Annotated in this window: 17 protein-coding genes and 1 pseudogene; 10 read left to right on the forward strand and 8 right to left on the reverse strand. The window is 73.2% G+C overall.

Annotated features, from left to right (window positions below; all coding sequences use genetic code 11):
- Window positions 1-231: 231 nt before the first annotated feature.
- Window positions 232-390 carry a hypothetical protein gene (locus OVA14_RS13560; protein ID WP_324288067.1) on the forward strand — a complete coding sequence of 53 codons (159 nt, stop codon included), beginning with the start codon at window positions 232-234 and terminating at the stop codon, window positions 388-390.
- Here OVA14_RS13560 and OVA14_RS13565 read toward each other — a convergent pair.
- Window positions 351-536, reverse strand: a pseudogene (locus OVA14_RS13565) (thiamine pyrophosphate-binding protein); the annotation flags it as partial. The gene OVA14_RS13560 and the pseudogene OVA14_RS13565 sit on opposite strands and share 40 nt — an antisense overlap.
- A gap of 227 nt (window positions 537-763) precedes the next feature.
- Entirely contained in the window at window positions 764-1,918 is a 1,155-nt protein-coding gene (locus OVA14_RS11885) for an ATP-binding protein (RefSeq protein ID WP_267504049.1), read from the reverse strand.
- An 80-nt stretch (window positions 1,919-1,998) separates the two neighbouring features.
- On the opposite strand from OVA14_RS11885, the gene OVA14_RS11890 reads away from it, so the two are divergent.
- Together OVA14_RS11890 and OVA14_RS11895 are read left to right on the forward strand one after the other, a co-directional pair.
- On the forward strand, window positions 1,999-2,745 hold the full coding sequence (locus OVA14_RS11890; protein WP_267504050.1) for a lysoplasmalogenase family protein: 747 nt from the start codon (window positions 1,999-2,001) through the stop codon (window positions 2,743-2,745).
- A gap of 89 nt (window positions 2,746-2,834) precedes the next feature.
- On the forward strand, window positions 2,835-3,674 hold the full coding sequence (locus OVA14_RS11895) for an aspartate/glutamate racemase family protein (RefSeq protein ID WP_267504051.1): 840 nt from the start codon (window positions 2,835-2,837) through the stop codon (window positions 3,672-3,674).
- Here OVA14_RS11895 and OVA14_RS11900 read toward each other — a convergent pair.
- Entirely contained in the window at window positions 3,567-4,463 is an 897-nt protein-coding gene (locus OVA14_RS11900; protein ID WP_267504052.1) for a LysR family transcriptional regulator, read from the reverse strand. The genes OVA14_RS11895 and OVA14_RS11900 overlap by 108 nt on opposite strands.
- Window positions 4,464-4,543: 80 nt before the next feature.
- Between OVA14_RS11900 and OVA14_RS11905 the strand changes: the two genes are divergently transcribed.
- Entirely contained in the window at window positions 4,544-4,837 is a 294-nt protein-coding gene (locus OVA14_RS11905; protein ID WP_267504053.1) for a GNAT family N-acetyltransferase, read from the forward strand.
- A gap of 10 nt (window positions 4,838-4,847) precedes the next feature.
- Here the strand turns inward: OVA14_RS11905 and dhaM are convergent, their stop codons facing one another.
- Genes dhaM through dhaK form a run of 3 tightly spaced genes read right to left on the reverse strand, consistent with a single transcriptional unit; the run spans window position 4,848 to window position 7,158 of the window.
- Complete coding sequence (gene dhaM / locus OVA14_RS11910) at window positions 4,848-5,522, reverse strand: dihydroxyacetone kinase phosphoryl donor subunit DhaM (RefSeq protein ID WP_267504054.1); 675 nt, start codon at window positions 5,520-5,522, stop codon at window positions 4,848-4,850.
- The gene (gene dhaL / locus OVA14_RS11915) at window positions 5,519-6,157 is read right to left on the reverse strand and encodes a dihydroxyacetone kinase subunit DhaL (RefSeq protein ID WP_267504055.1); all 639 of its coding nucleotides are present in this window, start codon (window positions 6,155-6,157) and stop codon (window positions 5,519-5,521) included. The genes dhaM and dhaL overlap by 4 nt, the downstream gene beginning before the upstream one ends.
- A complete protein-coding gene (gene dhaK / locus OVA14_RS11920; protein WP_267505589.1) occupies window positions 6,154-7,158 on the reverse strand; it encodes a dihydroxyacetone kinase subunit DhaK in 1,005 nt (334 codons plus the stop codon). Before dhaK ends, dhaL begins: the two co-directional genes overlap by 4 nt.
- Window positions 7,159-7,425: 267 nt before the next feature.
- Between dhaK and OVA14_RS11925 the strand changes: the two genes are divergently transcribed.
- Together OVA14_RS11925 and glpK are read left to right on the forward strand one after the other, a co-directional pair.
- Complete coding sequence (locus OVA14_RS11925) at window positions 7,426-8,160, forward strand: MIP/aquaporin family protein (protein ID WP_420710662.1); 735 nt, start codon at window positions 7,426-7,428, stop codon at window positions 8,158-8,160.
- 126 nt (window positions 8,161-8,286) lie between these two features.
- Window positions 8,287-9,798, forward strand: coding sequence for a glycerol kinase GlpK (gene glpK / locus OVA14_RS11930; RefSeq protein ID WP_267504057.1), 1,512 nt, complete (start codon window positions 8,287-8,289; stop codon window positions 9,796-9,798).
- A 59-nt stretch (window positions 9,799-9,857) separates the two neighbouring features.
- Here the strand turns inward: glpK and OVA14_RS11935 are convergent, their stop codons facing one another.
- Entirely contained in the window at window positions 9,858-10,865 is a 1,008-nt protein-coding gene (locus tag OVA14_RS11935) for a hypothetical protein (RefSeq protein ID WP_267504058.1), read from the reverse strand.
- An 8-nt stretch (window positions 10,866-10,873) separates the two neighbouring features.
- A complete protein-coding gene (gene trpD / locus OVA14_RS11940) occupies window positions 10,874-11,926 on the reverse strand; it encodes an anthranilate phosphoribosyltransferase (RefSeq protein ID WP_267504059.1) in 1,053 nt (350 codons plus the stop codon).
- A gap of 69 nt (window positions 11,927-11,995) precedes the next feature.
- On the opposite strand from trpD, the gene OVA14_RS11945 reads away from it, so the two are divergent.
- The 4 genes from OVA14_RS11945 to OVA14_RS11960 are packed head-to-tail and all read left to right on the forward strand — an operon-like array spanning window position 11,996 to window position 16,184.
- Window positions 11,996-12,640, forward strand: a complete 645-nt coding sequence (locus tag OVA14_RS11945) for a cytochrome c oxidase subunit 3 (RefSeq protein ID WP_267504060.1) — start codon at window positions 11,996-11,998, stop codon at window positions 12,638-12,640.
- Window positions 12,641-12,649: 9 nt separating this feature from the next.
- Window positions 12,650-13,462, forward strand: coding sequence for a c-type cytochrome (locus OVA14_RS11950; protein ID WP_420710663.1), 813 nt, complete (start codon window positions 12,650-12,652; stop codon window positions 13,460-13,462).
- Window positions 13,463-13,464: 2 nt separating this feature from the next.
- Entirely contained in the window at window positions 13,465-14,595 is a 1,131-nt protein-coding gene (locus tag OVA14_RS11955) for a Rieske 2Fe-2S domain-containing protein (RefSeq protein ID WP_420710592.1), read from the forward strand.
- Window positions 14,592-16,184 carry a cytochrome b gene (locus tag OVA14_RS11960; protein ID WP_267504062.1) on the forward strand — a complete coding sequence of 531 codons (1,593 nt, stop codon included), beginning with the start codon at window positions 14,592-14,594 and terminating at the stop codon, window positions 16,182-16,184. The genes OVA14_RS11955 and OVA14_RS11960 overlap by 4 nt, the downstream gene beginning before the upstream one ends.
- Window positions 16,185-16,280 lie beyond the last annotated feature (96 nt).

A 16,280-nucleotide genomic window follows, 5' to 3' on the forward strand; every position in this document is an offset into this window, starting at 1 on the left:
CGATGACGAGCGGGCGCTCGGCGGCCAGCAGGCGCGCGGCGAGCCTCGTCCACCGCGCTCGCCTCCGGGGCCTCGGGCTCCGGCAGCGCGACGGGCGCGGGCGTCGCCTCGGCGCCCGCCTCGGCGTGGGCGAGGTCGTACGGCAGCGCGAGCACGACGGGCGTGCGGTCGGCGAGCGCGGTGCGCACGGCCCGGGCTGCGTCGGCGGCCGGGTGCTCGGCCGAGACGACGATGGTGGGCGCTCCCGCGCCCGCGGCGATCGCCGCCTGGTCGACGTCGAAGGGCCGCATGCCCGTCGAGGGCCGGTCGCCCACCACGAGCACGAGCGGGATGCGCGCGATCGCGGCCTCGGCCAGCGGCGTCACCGCGTTCGTGAAGCCGGCACCGTAGGTGACGCTCGCGACGCCGAGGCGGCCGCTCGCGCGGTGGTAGGCGTCGGCCGCCGCGACGGCGCCCGCCTCGTGGCGGACCGCCGTGAGGCGCATGGCGCCGCGGCGCACGACGGCGTCGAGGAACCAGGCGTTGCCGTTGCCCATGAGGGCGAAGACGTCGTCGGCGTGGCGCTCGAGCTCGGCGGCGACGGCGGCGGAGACGGAGGTGGGGTGCAGCACGGCGGTGCCTCTCACGGATGGGGAGGCACGGCGGATCACGCGGAGCCTCGTCAGACGGGTCCATGTGTGTCCAGCGACGTGCGCGTCGGCCCCATTTGTCGAGGCCCGGCGCCGCCCTCGGCGCCTGACGAGGCGATGCTAGCGGACGCGCGTCACTCGCGGAACGTCTCGCGCGCCGCGGTCGGCAGCCCCAGCTGGGCGTCGTGCGGATGCGCGCGCAGGTGCTCGCGCATGCGCGGGATCGCGAAGTCGACGAGGCCGCGCGCCGGCGCGACGACGATGCCCGCGTCGAGCAGGCGCGCGCGCTGCCGACCGGCGACGCCGGGCTGCGCGCCCATCCGCTGCGCCACCCGTCCGGTGGCCGCCGGGCCGTCGTCCTCGGCCATGGCGGCGAGGTAGTCGCGGTCGCGGGCCGAGAGGCCCCGGAGGGCGGGCACGATCACGCTCTCCCCCATGGCCTCGTGCGCGATGGCGACGGCGGCCTCGACGGCGGCGAGGTCGATCGCCGGGGCCTGCGCGTCGTGCTCCCACGCGCGCGCGCCGATCGACTGCACGAGGAAGGGGTAGCCCTCGCTCGCCCGCGCGGCGCGCTCGAGCGCCGCGTCGTCGATCGTGCGGCCCCTCGAGCGGATGGGCTCGGCGAGCGCGGCGCGCGCCTCGGCGAGCGTCAGGGTGTCGAGCCGGACCTGCTGGGCGCGGCGGAAGAACGTGAGCCCCTCGGCGTCGAGCGCCGCGGCGACGGCGGCGGGCACGCCCGCGGCGACGATCGCGGTGCGGCGGTCCTCGCGCATGAGGTGCTGTACCGCGACGGCGATGCGCCGCAGCTCGTCGAGCGCCTCGCGCGAGACCTCGTCGAGCGAGACGAGGAGGCCCGCGCCCCGGGCCTCGGCGAGCTCGACGAGCCGGGCGAGCATGCTCTCGAGCCGCGGCTCGCGCGGGTAGCGCTGCACGACCTGCGTCGTGGCGCCGCCGAGCTGCGGCAGGGTGACGCCCGTGAGCTCGCGCCCCACGGCCTCAGGATCGGCCGCCTGGAGGAGCTCCGGGAGCCGATCGTGCTCGAGGGCGTCGACGAGCCCGGCGTGGAGCGTGCCGTGCACGACCGTCCAGCCGCGCTCGCGGGCCTCGTCCTCGACGGCGTTCAGCAGCACCGTCTTGCCGACGCCGCGCATGCCCGTCACGAGCGCCGCCCGGAAGGGCGACCATGCACCGAGCCCCAGCACCTCGCGCCACTCGTCGAGCAGCGCGTCGCGCCCGGCGAGCATCGGCGGCGAGATGCCGAAGCCGGGCCGGAAGGGGTTGTCGTGCACGGGCCCACTGTGCCAGCGGGCACCCACGCCGCGGCGAGGCGCGCCGCCGCCCGCCGCCGCCTCGGTGCAGGATGGAGCGCATGGCGACGATCCCGGCGACGACGACGAGGCTGCCCCGCGCGCTGCGCGTCGCGCTCCTCGTGGTCGCTGCCGCGCTCGCCGTCAACCTCGTGTGCGCGACGCTCGTCGCCCTCGACCTGGGCGATCCGGACGCGCTCGACCTCGCCCGTCGCGGCCTCATGTGGCTGCTCGTGCCGCCCATCGTCGTGGCCCTCGTGCTGCTCGGCGCCCTGCGTCACGCGGTCGGCCGGTGGCACGTGGCGGCAGCGGGCCTCTGCGCGCTCGGCGACGGCCTGGGCGCCGCCTCCGGCCAGACCGTCGTGCTCCTCGCGTGCTTCCTCGCCGGCCACGTCGCCTACGCGCTCGCGCTGTGGCCGACGCGCCGGCGCTCGCTCGCCTGGGGCCCGGGCTCGATCGCCTACGCGATCGTCGGGCTCATCGCCGCCGGCATCATCGCGGCGGGCGCCGGGCCCCTCGCGATCCCGGTGATCGCGTACGCGCTCGTGCTCGCAGGCGTCGCGGCGCTCGCCGCCATCGACACCGCGGGCTTCCTCGGCGGCCTGCTGTTCCTCGCGAGCGACCTCATCCTGGGGCTCGGCCTCTTCGTGCTCGAGATCCCGGATCCGCTGCGGTCGATCGCGGTGCTCGTGGCCTACGCGGGCGCGCAGGCGCTCCTCGCCGTGAGCCTCGTCCGGCGGCTGCGGCTGGGCGATCCGGCCGCCCCGATCCCGCAGCCCGCGCCGAGCCGCACGACCTCGACCTCCTGACCGCAGCACGCCGCGCCATAGGCAGTGTCTATGTGTTCGAATGCGAAGACAGGCTGGCGTGATGGCGCCTCCAATGCTTCGCTGGAGCCATGGACCTGCCTGACAGCCCTCCCGCGCCCGTCGTCGGCCTGCTCGGCGGCATGAGCTGGCACTCGACCGCGCACTACTACCGCGCCGTCAACGAGCGCGTCGCCGCCGCCCGCGGCGGCCACGCCTCCGCCCGGCTGCTGCTCGCGAGCCTCGACTTCGCCGAGGTGCGCGCCCTGCAGGTCGCGGGCGACTGGGCGGGGGCGGGCGCGCTGCTCGCGCGCGAGGCCGTCGCGCTCGAGCGGGCGGGCGCCGGCTGCGTCGCCATCGCGACGAACCTCATGCACAAGGTCGCGCCCGCCGTGGCCGCGGCGCTCGAGGTGCCCCTCGTGCACATCGCCGACGCGGTCGCCCACGAGGCGCGGCGAGCGCCGGCGCGCGCGGGCGGCGCGCGCACGCTCGGCATCGTCGGCACCCGCTGGGTGATGGCGGAGCCCTTCTACGCCGAGCGGCTCGCGGCCCACGGCATCCGGGCCGTCGCGCCGGACGCCGGCACGCAGCAGGAGCTCGACCGCATCGTCTTCGACGAGCTCACCCAGGGCGTGGTGACGGAGCGCTCCCGCGCGGCCTTCCGCGCTGCCTTCGCGGACCTCGTCGCCGCGGGCGCCGACGCGATCGTGCTCGCCTGCACCGAGATCATGCTGCTCGTCGACGAGGGCGACAGCGCGGTGCCGCTCATCGACTCGTGCGCCGCGCACGCCGACGCGCTCGCGCGCATCGCCCTCGGCGAGCGCTCAGGCGAAGCGCTCGCGCCAGGTGCCGCTGAGGGCCTCCAGCACGGCGGCGATCGCGGGGACGCGCTCGGCGCCCTGGCGGTGGCGCAGGGAGACCGCGCGGCCTGAGCCGTCGGCGAGCGGCGCCACCACGACGTCCTCGCGCGTGTGCACCCGCAGCGCCATCGCGGGCAGCAGGGTCACCGAGCCGGTCGCCGCCACGAAGGACTGCGCGGCCACGAAGTCGTCGGTCTCGAACTGGATGCTCGGCGCGAAGCCGGCCGCGCCCGCGAGCGACTCCAGGTGGGTGCGGCAGCGCACGCAGCCCGCGACCCAGTCCTCGTCGGCGAGCGCCTCGAGCGCGATGGGCCCGCCCGTCGCGAGCGCGTGGTCGTGCGGCAGGACGATGCTCGAGGGGTCGTCGCCCAGCAGGATGCGCGCGAGCTGCACCTCGTCGTGCAGCTCGTCGTACTCGAACGCGACCGCGACGTCCGCGTCGCCCGAGAGCACCGCGGCGATCGCCTCCGGAGGCTCGAGCTCGACGACGCGCGCGGTCATGCCCGGCACGGCGCGCCGCGCGGCGGCGATCGAGCGCGGCACGAAGTCGGCGAGCGCCGAGGGGAAGGCGGCGATCGTCACGCGGCCCGCGCCCTCGGCGAGCGAGGCGAGCTCGGCCTCGGCCGAGCCGATGAGCCCGGCGATCGCGTCGGCGTGCCGCAGGAGCCGCTCCCCTGCCTCGGTGAGCGTGACGCCGGTCGACGAGCGCAGCAGCAGCGCCTGCCCCACCTCGTCCTCCAGCAGGCGGATGTGCTGGCTCACGGCGGGCTGCGTCCAGCCGAGCGCGCGGGCGCCGCCCGAGACGGAGCCCTCGCGGGCGACCGTGCGGAAGATGAGGATGCGACGCGGGTCGAGCTGCATGGCATCCAGCATGCCGCACGGGATGCGAGAAGCCCACGCTATGGCCAGCGCGCTCAGCCGGCGGGGCTAGCCTTGCGCCCATGACCGAGCAGCAGAGCGAGCAGATCCGGATCGTCGACGCCCCGGCGGCGCAGCGCTTCGAGGCGCGCGTCGACGGCGCCCTCGCGGGCTTCGCCGACTACCGCGACGCCGACGGCGTCCGCACCTTCCCGCACACCGAGATCGACCCCGCGTTCGGCGGCCGCGGCATCGGCTCGCAGCTGGTCGACGAGGCGCTCCGCACGACGGTCGCAGCGGGCCTGCGGATCCGACCGCTGTGCTCGTTCGTGCGCGCGCGCGTCGACGCCGACGAGTTCGCCCCGCACGTCGTCTGAGGCGAGCGGCTCAGACGCCTTCGCCGAAGCCCTCCCGCGCGAGCGCGTCGATCGCAGCGATCGCCTCCGCGGCCTGCGGTCCCGTCGAGGCGAAGCTCGCGGTGGCCCCCTGCTCGAGGCCGAGCGCGAGCACGCGCAGCATGCTCGTGGCGTCGACGCCGTTCACGGTCGTCGCGGCGTCGAACGCGGCAGCCGTGCGCACGAGCTCGGCCGCGGGCCGCGCATGGAGGCCGTGGGGGTTCTCGAGCCGCACGTCGAGCCGCACCGCGCCGTCGGCCGCGCCCGCCGCTGCCTCGGGCACCTCGGCCTCCGGCCTGCCCGCGGCCTCCGCCGCCGCGAGCACCGCCTGCAGGTCGCGCCCGAGCTCGGCCGCGACGGCGGCCGCGACCGCGCCCTCCGCGATCGGCGCGTCGGCGATCCGCACCCGGTCCGGGTGCTCGGCGAGGTCGAGCGCGGTCTCGGCCGTCATGACCGCGGAGCCCAGGTCGCACAGCACGACGACGCCGTCGCCGGAGTCCGCCTCGGCGAGCCCCGCGACCACGAGGTCGAAGCTCGTGCCGATGCCGCCGTCGTCGGTGCCGCCCGCCGTCGCGATCGTGACGCCGTGCGCCATCTGGCCGGCCAGCTCGGCGACGCCGTCGGCGAGCAGCCGCGAGTGCGAGACGACGAGCAGCCCGACGGTCACGCGGCGACCGCCGCGGCGCGCAGGATGAGCGCGGTCGACTCGCTGCCGGGGTCGCGATGGCCCTGCGCGCGCTCGCCGAGGTAGGAGGCGCGGCCCTTGTGGGCGATGAGCGGCTCGGTGGCGGCGGCGCCGGCCTCCGCGGCGCTCGCCGCGGCGTCGAGCACGACCTCCACGTCCTCCCCCGCGGCGGCCGCGGCGGTCACGGCCGGGGTCCAGGCATCGACCATCGTCTTGTCGCCCGGCTCCGCCTTGCCGCGCGCGACGATCCCGTCGCGCGCGGCCGTGAGCACCTCGACGAGCGCGGCGGCGTCGAGCGAGGCCCGGTCGCCCGCCGCCATCGAGGCCTTGAGGAAGGCGGTGCCGTAGAGCGGCCCGGCCGCTCCGCCGACGGTCGAGATGAGCGTCGTGGCGACGAGCTTCAGCACCGCGCCCGGCGTCGCGTCGGCGTCGAGGCCGTCGAGCTTGCCGAGCACGGCCTGGAAGCCGCGATCGAGGTTCTCGCCGTGGTCGCCGTCGCCGATCGCGCGGTCGAGCGCGGTGAGCTCGGCCTTCCGTGCTGCGACGCCCTCCGCGACGGCCTCGATCCAGCGTCGCGCCCAGCCCCCGTCGAGGCCGCCGCCCGACCCGCCGCTCATCGCCCCCACCGCAGGGCAGCGGTCTGCACGGGCTCGTCGTAGAGGCCGAGCAGCTCGTCGTCCACCTGCAGCAGCGTGAGCGAGACGCCCTGCATCTCGAGGCTCGTCACGTAGGAGCCGACCAGCGAGCGCGCCACCTCGATGCCGTGCTCGCCGAGCACCTCGGCCGCGCGGCGGTAGACGATGTAGAGCTCCGACTGCGGCGTGCCGCCCATGCCGTTCACGAGCAGCACCACGCGGTCGCCGCGCTGGAACGGCAGGTCCTCGAGGATGGGCTGGATGAGGCGGTCGACGATGCGGTCGGCAGGCTCGAGCGCGATGCGCTCGCGGCCGGGCTCGCCGTGGATGCCGATGCCGATCTCGACCTCGTCGTCGCCGAGCACGAAGCTCGGCTCGCCCGCGTGGGGCACGGTGCACGGCGAGAGCGCCATGCCCATCGAGCGCACGCGCGCGTTGACGGTGCGCGCGACCTCGGCGACGCGGTCGAGCGAGTCGCCGCGCTGCGCGGCGGCGCCCGCGAGCTTCTCGACGAGCAGCGTGCCGGCCACGCCGCGGCGGCCCGCGGTGTAGAGCGAGTCCTTCACCGCGACGTCGTCGTCGACCACGACGGTCTGCACCTCGATGCCCTCCGCGAGGGCGAGGTCGGCGGCGGTCTCGAAGTTCAGCACGTCGCCCGTGTAGTTCTTCACGATGTGGAGGACGCCCGCCCCGCCGTCGACCTGCTTCGTCGCCTCGAGGATCGGGTCGGGCGTCGGCGAGGTGAACATGGCCCCGGGCACCGCGGCGTCGAGCATGCCGAAGCCGACGTAGCCCGCGTGGAGCGGCTCGTGGCCCGAGCCGCCGCCGGAGACGAGGCCGACCTTGCCGGAGACCGGCGCGTCCTTGCGCACGACGACGAACGGCGGGTCGACGACCACGCGGACCAGGTCGGCGTGCGCGGCGGCGAAGCCCGCGACGCCTTCGTCGACGGTCTTCGCGGGGTCGTTGATGAGCTTCTTCACGGTGCGCCTCTCCATCGATCGGTCCGGCGCCCGCGGCGCCGGTACGGGGGTGGTCCGTGGGCCTCACGCTACGCCCGCCGACCTGGACGCACCACGCCCGGGAATCGGTTTTCGAGCGATCCGTCACCTTGTGCGCCGCCGATGACTATCGTGAGCGCTACCTGCCCGAGCGGGCAGTACGGGCGACGGTGCCCGTGGACGAGAAAGCAGGGACCTGTGGACAAGGACCTCGGTCTGATTTTCCTGTCGGAGACGGTCGGCACGGCCATGCTCGTGCTGCTCGGCTGCGGCGTGGTCGCGAACGTCGTGCTCAAGGGCAACAAGGGCTTCGGCGGCGGCTTCCTGATGATCAACTTCGGCTGGGGCCTCGCGGTCTTCGCGGGCGTCATCGTGTCCGCCTACTCGGGCGCGCACCTGAACCCCGCCGTGACCTTCGGCCTCATGGCCAACGCGCTCAGCTCGGGCGCCGAGTACGACTGGGCAGCGCTGCCCGTCTACCTCGGCGCGCAGTTCATCGGCGCCTTCCTCGGCGCCGTGCTCTGCTGGCTGGCCTACAAGCAGCACTTCGACATCGAGGAGGACCCGGGCGCGAAGCTCGGCACCTTCTCGACGGGCCCCGGCATCCGCTCGACCGGCTGGAACCTCGTGACGGAGATCATCGGCACCTTCGTGCTCGTGTTCGTCGTCATCGGCTTCGGCGTGCAGAACGGCGACGCCGAGGCCACCATCCCGGCGGGCCTCGCCTCGCTCGGTGCGCTGCCCGTCGCCCTCCTCGTCGTCGGCATCGGCGCCTCGCTCGGCGGGCCCACCGGCTACGCCATCAACCCGGCCCGCGACCTCGGCCCCCGCATCGCGCACGCGCTGCTGCCCATCAAGGGCAAGGGCTCGAGCGACTGGTCGTACGCCTGGATCCCGGTCGCGGGCCCCATCATCGGCGGCGTGCTCGCGGGCCTGCTGGCCCCGGTGCTCATCGCCGGCGTCAGCGGCTTCGCCGCGGTCTGATGCACAGGAGGGGGTCCCGCGGGGCCCCCTCCGCCGCGTCCGACGGGCGCGCACGCCGCGCACAGGTGCGCGCGCCACACTCTCCCCACACCTCCAGCCACTGCACACCGACACGAAGGAGTTCCGGTGACCGACTACGTCATCGCCATCGACCAGGGCACGACCTCCACGCGAGCGATCCTGTTCGACCACTCGGGCAGCATCGTCTCGACCGGCCAGCTCGAGCACGAGCAGATCTTCCCCCAGGCGGGCTGGGTCGAGCACGACCCCAAGGAGATCTGGAACAACACGCGCGAGGTCATCGGCCAGGCGCTCTCGAAGGCCAACGTCACCCGCCACAACGTGCAGGCCATCGGCATCACGAACCAGCGCGAGACCGCGGTGGTCTGGAACAAGCGGACGGGCGAGCCCGTCTACAACGCCATCGTCTGGCAGGACACCCGCACCCAGAAGATCGTCGACCGCCTCGCGGACGGCGACGTCGAGCGCTACAAGGCCAAGGTCGGCCTGCCGCTCGCGACCTACTTCTCGGGCACGAAGATCGTCTGGATCCTCGAGAACGTCGAGGGCGCGCGCGAGGCCGCGGAGGCCGGCGACCTGCTCTTCGGCACGACCGACTGCTGGGTGCTGTGGAACCTCACGGGCGGCGTCAACGGCGGCGTGCACGCCACCGACGTCACGAACGCCTCGCGCACCCTCTTCATGGACCTCGAGTCGCTCGAGTGGGACGACGCGATCCTCGCCGACTTCGGCGTGCCGCGCTCGATGCTGCCCGAGATCAAGGCCTCCTCGGGCGAGTTCGGCGTGGCCTCCTCCGAGTCGCTGCTGCGCGAGACCCCCATCACCGGCATCCTCGGCGACCAGCAGGCCGCGACCTTCGGCCAGGCCGCGTTCGACGCCGGCGAGGCCAAGAACACCTACGGCACGGGCAACTTCCTCATCTTCAACACGGGCGAGGAGATCGTCCACTCGAAGAACGGCCTGCTCACGACCGTCGGCTACAAGATCGGCGACGAGCCCACCCACTACGCGCTCGAGGGATCGATCGCCGTGACGGGCTCGCTCATCCAGTGGCTGCGCGACAACCTCGGGCTCATCCCCGACGCGCCCTCGGTGGAGCAGCTGGCGAAGAGCGTCGACGACAACGGCGGCGCGTACTTCGTGCCCGCGTTCTCGGGCCTCTTCGCGCCGTACTGGCGCCCCGACGCCCGCGGCGCGCTCGTCGGCCTCACGCGCTACGTCAACAAGGGCCACATCGCCCGCGCCGCGCTCGAGGCGACCGCGTTCCAGACGGCCGAGGTCGTCGACGCGGTCAACGCCGACTCCGGGGTCGACCTCACGGAGCTCAAGGTCGACGGCGGCATGATCGCCAACGACACGCTCATGCAGTTCCAGGCGGACATCCTGCAGGTGCCCGTGGTGCGCCCGGTCGTCGCCGAGACGACGGCGCTCGGGGCCGCCTACGCCGCGGGCCTCGCCGTCGGCTTCTGGGGCTCGCTCGACGAGCTGCGCCAGCAGTGGCAGGAGGATCGCCGCTGGGAGCCGCAGATGGAGCACGACGCGCGCGACCGGACGTACCGCAACTGGAAGAAGGCGGTGCAGAAGACCCTCGATTGGGTGGACGACGACGTCGACTGATCGTCGGACGACGACGACGACGGGGGCGGCCGGCCGGCCGCCCCCGTCGTCGCGCCGGCTCAGAGCGAGGCGCGGAACTCGCCGTTCTGCACCCAGATGAGGGCGGCGGTGAGCGCGACGAGCACGAGCGTGAGCCGGGCGGTCGCGATCGCGAGCACGATCGACGCCCACCAGTCGTCGTCGGACGAGATCCGGCCGTGCGCCGTCGGCTGCTTCGCGGCGATCGCGAGCACGATCGCGAAGGGATCGAGGCCGAGCAGCACGGTCACGACCGCGTAGCGCAGCCGCTGCCGGTCGCCCTCGCGGCCCGGGCGCTCGGAGACCGCGTCGTCCGGTCCTGGGCCGTCGGACGCCGGCGGCTCGGCCACGTTCGCGACCGGCAGCAGGGCGCGCATCCAGCCGTCGAGCCACCAGGCCAGCAGGACGAGCCCGAGCGCGAGGGCGATGAGCACCCAGCGCGTGAGCGCCTCGTCGGTCGCCGAGCCCTGCTCCGCCCAGGCGTCGACCGCGAGCTGCTCGCGCAGCTGCGGCAGGAGGCGCGAGAAGAAGGCGGCCCCGGCCATGGCGTAGCCGACGACCACGACGAGGATCGTGAGCGGATGCCGCATCCGCACGAGCAGCCACGCCACGAGCAGGGCGCCGAACGTCGCGAACTCGACGGCGTCGAGCATCCCGTAGGTCGTGGGGCCGACGAGCGGCGTCGCGACCATGAGCACCATCGCGGCCGTGCCCACCGCGTGGAGCACGACGCAGTAGGCGGCGCCGAGCCGGTAGGAGCGCGAGGCCGGTGCGACGAACGCCGCGAGCAGCAGCAGCGCGACGCCGATGGCGCGCAGGGTGATGCCGGGGCCGAGCGCAGGCGGCCGGTGCAGCAGCAGCGGCAGCAGGTAGGCCGCCGCGAGCCCGCCGATCCCGAGCGCTGCGAGCAGCAGCGAGCGCGCGGTGCGGTCGGCCCAGCGCAGCGGCCAGGTGTGCCACACCTCGTCGCCCGACCAGGTGGTGCGGCGCTCGACGCGCGGCAGCCGCGGCGCGTCGAGCGCGCGCGCCCGGTCTGCCTCGGCGCCCATGGTCGGACTCAGCGCGCCGCGGCGCGCCACGCCTCGAGCGTCCGGGCCGCGGCGCCGGAGTCGATCGCCTCGGTCGCGGTCGCGAGGCCCTCCGCCAGCCGCTCGACGAGCGGGCGGTCCTGCTGGCGCGGGTCGGCGTCGAGCCGCCACGCCACCAGCGCGGCCGCGGCGTTCAGCAGCACGATGTCGCGCACCGGCCCCGCCTCGCCGTCGAGCGTGCGGCGCAGCACCTCCGCGTTGTGCTGGGCGGAGCCGCCTCGGAGGTCCTCGAGGCGCGCCCGGGGGATGCCGAGCTCGCGCGGGTCGATGTCGTGCTCGACGACGTCGCCGCGCGCGACCTCCCACAGCTCCGAGTGGCCCGTGGTGGTCAGCTCGTCGAGCCCGTCCTCGCCGCGCACGACGACCGCGGTGCCGCCGCGCGTCGCGACGACGCCGACGAACTGCTCGACGACGCGCTTGTCGGCGACGCCCATGAGCGACACCTCGGGGCGCGCGGGGTTCACGAGCGGGCCCAGGTGGTTGAAGACCGTCGGCACGCCGAGCTGCTGGCGCACCGGCCCCGCGTGCCGGAAGCCGGGGTGGAAGCGCAGCGCCCAGGCGAAGGCGATGCCCGCCTCCTCCAGCACGCGGCGGACGCGCGCGGGATCCTCGTCCTCGGACACGACGCCGAGCACCGAGAGCACGTCCGACGCGCCCGAGCTCGACGACACGGCACGATTGCCGTGCTTCAGCACCGGCACGCCCGTCGAGGCCACGACGATGCTCGCGGTCGTCGAGATGTTGACCGTGTGCTGGCGGTCGCCGCCCGTGCCGACGATGTCGAGCACCTGCGTGTCGCCGGGCAGCGGCACCGCGGCGTCGAGGATCGCGTCGCGGAAGCCGATGAGCTCCTCGACCGCGGTGCCCTTGGCGCGCAGCGCCATCAGGAAGCCGCCGATCTGCGCCTCCGTGGCGCGCCCCGCGACGATCTCGGCCATCGCCCAGTCGGCCTGGCGGATGGCGAGATCGGTGCCCTCGAGCAGCGTCTCGAGCACGACAGGCCAGGTCAGGAGGCGATCCATGGCTCCAGCCTATCTTCGGCCGCCACGCTGGCCCGTACGGTCCTCCCGGGCGCCTCGATTGTCACTAGGATGGGAGTCGTGTCCACTACTGCGCTCCCCACGACGTCGTCGGCGCCGATGATCCGACGACCGAACACCGTCGCCGTCGGCACCATCGTCTGGCTCGGCAGCGAGGTGATGTTCTTCGCGGGCCTCTTCGCGATCTACTTCACCCTCCGCTCCATGTCGGGCGACCTCTTCGCGACGGAGGCGGAGCGCCTGAACGTGCTCTTCGCCACGGTCAACACGATCATCCTCGTCGCCTCGAGCTTCACGTGCCAGGCGGGCGCGAACGCCGCCGAGCACCTGCAGGCCTTCCGCACGGGCGGCCGGCTCCAGGTGGCCAAGTGGGGCATGGTCGAGTGGTTCTACCTGACGTACGCGATGGGCGCGGTCTTCGTCACCCTCCAGGTCTTCGAGTACGTCGTGCTCGTGCAGGAGGGCGTCACCCTCTCGTCGAACTCGTACGGCTCGGCGTTCTACATGACGACCGGCTTCCACGGCCTGCACGTGACGGGCGGCCTCTTCGCCTTCCTGTTCGTGATCGGCCGCGCGTACGCGGTGAAGCGGTTCGGGCACAAGGAGGCGACGAGCGCGCACGTCATCTCCTACTACTGGCACTTCGTCGACGTGGTCTGGATCGGCCTGTACCTCGTCATCTACTGGCTCAAGTAAGCGTTGGGACTGAGGAACTTGGCATCTCGCAAGAAGACCGGTCGCAGGCACCCGCTCGCGAGCGCGGCCCTGCTCATCATCGGACTCGTCGCCGCAGGCGGCGCGTCCGTCGCGGTGGGCTCGGTGGCGAACGCGGAGCCGGCGCCCGCGGCGCAGACCCAGGTGAGCACGCAGGAGGGCGCTGAGCTCTTCCGCGCGAACTGCGCCTCGTGCCACGGCGTCGACGCCGAGGGCACCGAGAACGGCGTCAGCCTCATCGGCGTCGGCGCGGCCTCCGTCGACTTCCAGGTCATGACGGGCCGCATGCCCATGGCCTACTCGGGCCCGCAGGCGCTGCAGCGCGAGCCGATGTTCACGCAGGAGCAGTCGGACGCCATGGGCGCCTACATCGCCTCGCTCGCCCCCGGCCCGGCCGTGCCGACCGAGGAGCAGCTCGACACCTCCCTCGTCGACGAGGAGGGCGTCGCGACCGGCGCCGAGCTCTTCCGCATCAACTGCGCCATGTGCCACAACGTGGCCGGCGCCGGCGGTGCGCTCACCGAGGGCAAGTTCGCGCCCCACCTGCGGAACATCGACGCCGCGCACATCTACGAGGCGATGCTGACGGGCCCGCAGAACATGCCCGTCTTCAACGACCAGAACATCTCCCCCGACGAGAAGCGCGAGATCATCGCGTACCTCCACTACCTCGACGAGAACCCCTCGGTCGGCGGATTCGACCTGGGCTCGCTCGGCCCCGTGTCGGAGGGCCTGTTCATCTGGATCTTCGGCCTCGGCGGCATCGTCGCGGTCACGGTCTGGCTCACCTCGAAGCCCAACTGAGCATGACGGACAACGAGAGGAACGGCATGTCGGCCGAAGGACAGTCGGCTCCGCAGGAGTCGCACGAGGTCGTGCTCGCGGACCGCGGCGCCGCGATCGTGCAGCGGGACGCGTTCGAGAACCCGGGCCTGCCGCCGCACCGCCCGCGCCAGACCGACCTGCACCCCGAGAAGGCGGACCGCGCCGAGCGCACGGTCGTCTGGTGGTTCATCGGCTCGATGGTCGGCGCCGTCGTCGCGATCGCGGCGTACATCATGGTGCCGATCGTGCCGGGCGACATGGCCTCGGTGCGCTTCAACAACCTCTTCCTCGGCCTCGGCATCGCGCTGTCGCTGCTCGGCATCGGCTTCGGCGCGATGCACTGGGCGCGTCAGCTCATGAGCGACCACGAGCTCGTCGAGGAGCGCCACCTCACCCGCGGCTCGGAGCAGAGCCGCGCCCGCGCAGTCGAGATCTTCAAGCTCGGCGACGAGGAGTCGGGCTTCACGCGCCGCTCCATGATCCGCAACACGCTCATCGGCGCGGTGGCGCTCATGCCGCTGCCCGCAGTCGTGCTCTTCCGCGACCTCGCCCCGGCGCAGGACGCGGTGGAGGCCATCGCCCACACGTCGTGGCGCCCCGGCACCCGCCTGGCGCTCGACCCGACGGGCACGCCCATCAAGGCCGACGACGTCACGATCGGCTCGGCCTTCCACGTGATCCCCGAGACGCTCGAGCACGGCGAGGACTACCTCAACCAGAAGGCCCTCGCCTCCGTCCTGCTCGTACGCCTCCCGCTCGACCGCCTCAACGAGCAGCCCGACCGTGCCGGATGGTCGTACGACGGCATCGTCGCCTACTCGAAGATCTGCACGCACGTCGGCTGCCCCGTGGCGCTGTACGAGCAGCAGACCCACCACCTCCTGTGCCCCTGCCACCAGTCGACGTTCGACGTGACCAACCACGCGAAGGTCGTGTTCGGACCCGCGAAGCGGCCCCTGCCGCAGCTGCCGATCGCGGTGGACGACGAGGGCTACCTGATCGCGCAGCGCGACTTCACGGAGCCGATCGGCGCGTCGTTCATGGAGCGACTGCACCACATCGACCCCGACCACGTCCCGCTGTCGTCCGCTGAGACGGAGAACCGCGCATGACCGCCGCAGACACGCAGCGTCCGTCCTTCACCTCGAAGGCATCGAACTACCTCGACGAGCGCACGAGCCTCTCGACCATGGTGTCGACGCTCGGCCGGAAGATCTTCCCCGACCACTGGTCGTTCATGCTCGGCGAGGTCGCCCTCTACTCGTTCGTCGTGATCCTGCTCTCGGGCACGTTCCTGACGTTCTTCTTCGACCCGTCGATGACGGAGGTCCACTACGAGGGCTCGTACGTGCCCCTCAAGGGCATCCAGATGTCGGTCGCGTACCACTCGGCGCTCGACATCTCGTTCGACATCCGCGGCGGCCTGCTCATGCGCCAGATCCACCACTGGGCGGCGCTGCTGTTCGTGGCCGCGATCGGCCTGCACATGCTGCGCGTCTTCTTCACGGGCGCGTTCCGCAAGCCGCGCGAGCTCAACTGGGTCATCGGCTTCCTGCTCTTCATCCTCGCGATGGCCGAGGGCTTCACGGGCTACTCGCTCCCCGACGACCTGCTCTCGGGCAACGGCCTCGCGATCATCAACGGCATGATCAAGGGCATCCCGGTCATCGGCACCTGGACCTCGTACCTGCTCTTCGGCGGCCTCTTCCCGGGCCACGAGATCATCCCGAGGCTCTTCGTGCTGCACATCATGCTGCTGCCCGCGATCCTCATCGTGCTGCTGGGCCTGCACATGGTGCTCATGGTCGTGAACAAGCACACGCAGTTCGCCGGCCCCGGCCGCACGAACGACAACGTCGTGGGCGTCCCGGTCATGCCGGCGTTCGCGGCGAAGGCGGGCTCGTTCTTCTTCATCGTGTTCGGCGTGATCGCGCTCATCGCGGCGACCTTCACGATCAACCCGATCTGGAACTACGGCCCCTACGACCCGTCCCCGGTCTCGGCCGGCACGCAGCCCGACTGGTACATCGGCTTCGCCGACGGCGCCCTGCGCCTCGCGCCGGGCCTCGAGTCGGAGATCCTCGGCATCACGCTGTCGTGGAACATCCTCCTGCCGATGGCGGTGCTGGGCCTGTTCATCGTGCTCGTCATGTTCTACCCCTTCATCGAGGCGTGGATCACGGGCGACAAGCGCGAGCACCACATCGCCGAGCGCCCGCGCAACAACCCGACGCGCACGGCGATCGGTGCGGCCGGCGTGACCTTCTACGCGGTCATGTGGGCGGCGGCGTCGACCGACCTCATCGCGACGCACTTCCACCTCAACATGTTCCAGGTGCTGTGGTCGCTGCAGGCGCTCCTCATCATCGGCCCGTTCATCGCCTACTGGCTCACGAAGCGCATCGCCATCGGCCTGCAGAAGAAGGACCGCGAGATCCTGCTGCACGGCTACGAGTCGGGCAACATCCGCCGGCTCCCGGGCGGCGCGTACATCGAGGTGCACGAGCCCCTCGGCGAGTACGAGTCGTGGCGCCTGAAGTCGTTCGAGGCCTACGAGCCGGTGATGGTCCGCCCCAACCAGGACGGCAAGATCACCGCGGGCGTCCGCGCCCGCGCCGCGCTCACGCGCTGGTTCTTCGAGGACCGCGTGCAGCCGGTCACGAAGGGCGAGCTGGAGGCCTCGCACAGCGAGCACCACTGATCGTCCGCGATCGACGCAGGGCCCGGGGACTCCCCCGGGCCCTGCTCGCGTCCCGGGGCGCTGGGTGCCGGGGCGCGCCTCCGCCCGGTGCGGAAT

This window comes from Agrococcus sp. SL85 (assembly GCF_026625845.1).
GTDB lineage: Bacteria > Actinomycetota > Actinomycetes > Actinomycetales > Microbacteriaceae > Agrococcus.